2 protein-coding genes are annotated in these 3,041 nt (G+C 67.7%); both read right to left on the reverse strand.

Annotated elements, in window-relative coordinates; translation table 11 throughout:
- Positions 1 to 156: 156 nt before the first annotated feature.
- Positions 157 to 2,733 (reverse strand): leucine--tRNA ligase, encoded by a 2,577-nt coding sequence (gene leuS / locus J7E68_RS05125; RefSeq protein ID WP_251048664.1) that lies wholly within the window; start codon positions 2,731 to 2,733, stop codon positions 157 to 159.
- 33 nt (positions 2,734 to 2,766) lie between these two features.
- Positions 2,767 to 3,041: chorismate-binding protein (locus J7E68_RS05130; RefSeq protein WP_215170473.1), on the reverse strand; the 275-nt coding region annotated here is incomplete at its 5' end.

Below are 3,041 nucleotides of genomic sequence, written 5' to 3' on the forward strand. Positions count from 1 at the left end.
GCCTGCGCGGTGGTGCGGGCGCAGCCTGCGGCGAATCGGACATGCCGCCACGCTAGGTGCACTCACCTGGCCCTGAAGACAGCCGACCGCCCGCCGGGGAGAACTCCCGCGGGCGGTCGGATGTGCAGAGCAGACAGGCCGCGGAGGGCCGGGCGATCAGCCCTTGACGACGATGCTGACGATCTTCGGAGCGCGCACGACGACCTTGATGATCTCGCGGTCGCCGATCGAGCGGATGACCCGCTCGTCGGCACGGGCCAGCGCTTCGAGCTCGGCCTCACCGATGCGCGCCGGCACCTCGAGCTGTGCGCGCACCTTGCCGCCCACCTGCACGACGGCGGTGACCGAGTCCTCGACCAGCAGCGCCGGGTCGGCGGAGCGCCACGTGACGAGGCCCACGGAGGGCTCGTGTCCGAGGATCTCCCAGATCTCCTCCGCGGTGTGCGGGGCGATGAGGTCGAGCATCACGGCGACGGTCTCGGCCGCCTCGCGGACAGCCGGGTCCGCGGGCCCCGCGGCTCCGTCGATGGTCTTGCGGGTGGCGTTCACCAGCTCCATGAGACGTGCCACGAGCACGTTGAACTTGGTCTGCTCCACGAGTGCCGGGGCCTCGGAGAGCAGCTTGTGCGTGGCACGCCGCAGCGCCGCGTCACCACCGGCGAACACCACGTCGACCGGAGAGGAGACCTCCCGCGCGATGCGCATCGCGCGAGCGAGGAACTTCTGCGCACCGGTCGTCGAGACGTCGGCCCAGTCCTTGTCGTCTTCCACCGGCCCCGCGAACGCGAGCCCGACGCGCAGCGCGTCTGCGCCGTAGGCGTCGAGCTCCTCCTCGAACAGCACCAGGTTTCCCTTGCTCTTCGACATCTTCGCGCCGTCGAGCAGCACCATGCCCTGGTTGATGAGATTCGAGAACGGCTCGGTGAAGTCGATCAGGCCCATGTCGAACAGGACCTTCGTGATGAAGCGCGCGTAGAGCAGGTGCAGGATGGCGTGCTCGACGCCGCCGATGTACGAGTCGACCGGAGACCACCGCGCCGCCTGGGCGGGATCGAAGGCGACGGTGTCGCTGTTCGGCGACAGGAAGCGAAGGAAGTACCACGAGCTGTCGACGAACGTGTCCATCGTGTCGGGGTCGCGCAGCACGGGGTCGCCGCTGGCAGCATCGACCGTGCGCACCCAGCTCTCGGCCGCGCCCAGAGGCGACGAGCCCTTCGGCTTCAGGTCGAGACCCTCGACGCTGGGCAGCTTCACCGGCAGCTGGTCTTCGGGAACCGGGATGATCCGGCCGTCCTCGGCGTGCAGCATCGGGATGGGCGTTCCCCAGAAGCGCTGGCGGGAGATCAGCCAGTCGCGCAGGCGGTAGTTCTTCGCCGCACGTCCTGTGCCTGATGCCTCGAGCTGCTCGATCGCGCGGGCGATCGCGTTGCGCTTCGACAGTCCGTTGAGGGGGCCGGAGTTGATCATCCGTCCCTCGCCGGTCAGAGCGATACCGGTCGAGGCAGGGTTCTGCTCGTCGAGAGCGGCACCCGTGTCGATCGGCACCCCCTCGTCGTCGACCTCGATGACGGGCATCGCACCCGTGACCGGAGCCGTCGTGTCGACGACGACCTTGACCGGCAGGTCGAAGGCGCGGGCGAAGTCGAGGTCACGCTGATCGTGCGCGGGCACGGCCATGACGGCGCCGTGTCCGTAATCCGCCAGCACGTAGTCGGCGGCCCAGACGGGCAGCTTCTCCCCGCTGACGGGGTTGATCGCGTAGCGCTCGAGGAACACGCCGGTCTTCGGGCGGTCGGTCGCCTGACGGTCGACGTCGGTGGTCTTCTGCACGTCGGACAGGTACGTCAGGAAGCGCTCGCGAACCTCTGCGGGAGCATCCGCCGCCAGCTCGGACGCGAGATCCGAGTCGGGTGCGACGACGAAGAACGTCGCTCCGTGCAGCGTGTCGGGACGCGTGGAGAAGACGGTGACAGGCTCGTCGCGTCCTTCGATGCGGAAGTCGACGTCCGCACCGATCGACCGGCCGATCCAATTGCGCTGCATCTGCAGCACCTTGTGCGGCCAGAAGCCCTCGAGCTGGTTCAGGTCGTCGAGCAGGCGGTCGGCGTAGTCCGTGATCTTGAAGTACCACTGGGTCAGCTTCTTCTTCACGACCTCAGCACCGCAGCGGTCGCAGCGACCGTCGACGACCTGCTCGTTGGCGAGCACCGTCTGGTCGTTCGGGCACCAGTTCACGGCGCTCTTCTTGCGGTACGCCAGGCCGCGCTCGTGCAGCTTCAGGAACAGCCACTGGTTCCAGCGGTAGTACTCGGGGTCGGACGTGTGCAGCACCCGCGACCAGTCGAACGAGACGCCGTAGTTCTGGAACGCCTGCTTCTGCTGGGCGATGTTCTGATACGTCCACTCGCGCGGGTCGGCGCCCTGACGGATCGCCGCGTTCTCGGCCGGCAGCCCGAACGAGTCCCAGCCGATGGGGTTGAGCACGTTGTGCCCGCGGTGACGCCAGAAGCGGGCCACGATGTCGGAGTACAGGTAGTTCTCGGCGTGCCCCATGTGCAGGTCGCCGGAGGGGTACGGGAACATCGCCAGCACGTAGCGGCGCGGCCGCTTGTCATCGTCGCCGCCGGTGAGGAATGTCTCGTTCTCCGCCCAGTACTTCTGCCACTTGGCCTGGATTGCGTGCGCCGAGGAGGTCTCCTCGTCGACGGGAGAGGTGGACAGGTTCTCAGACAACGAACGCACGACCAATCTGAAGGGAAAAGGGGATCAGCTCAGGATATCGGAAGCCCAGGCCGCGGGCATTTCCGCTCCCAGTGCCGCGAGCGGCGCCCTGGCCTTCGTCGCCACCTCTGAGATCTCGGCTGCGGCGACCGATCGCCACGTGATCCCGCCTCCCGCTCCCACGATCGCGCGTTCGCCGTCGATGACGATGCTGCGGATGACCATGGCCAGATCGAGCGATCCGTCATCGCCGATGAACCCGAAGCATCCGGCGTACACGCCGCGAGGACCCCCCTCGAGTTCGTGCAGACGTGTCATGG

Source organism: Microbacterium sp. ISL-103 (genome assembly GCF_018613995.1).
Classification (GTDB): domain Bacteria; phylum Actinomycetota; class Actinomycetes; order Actinomycetales; family Microbacteriaceae; genus Microbacterium.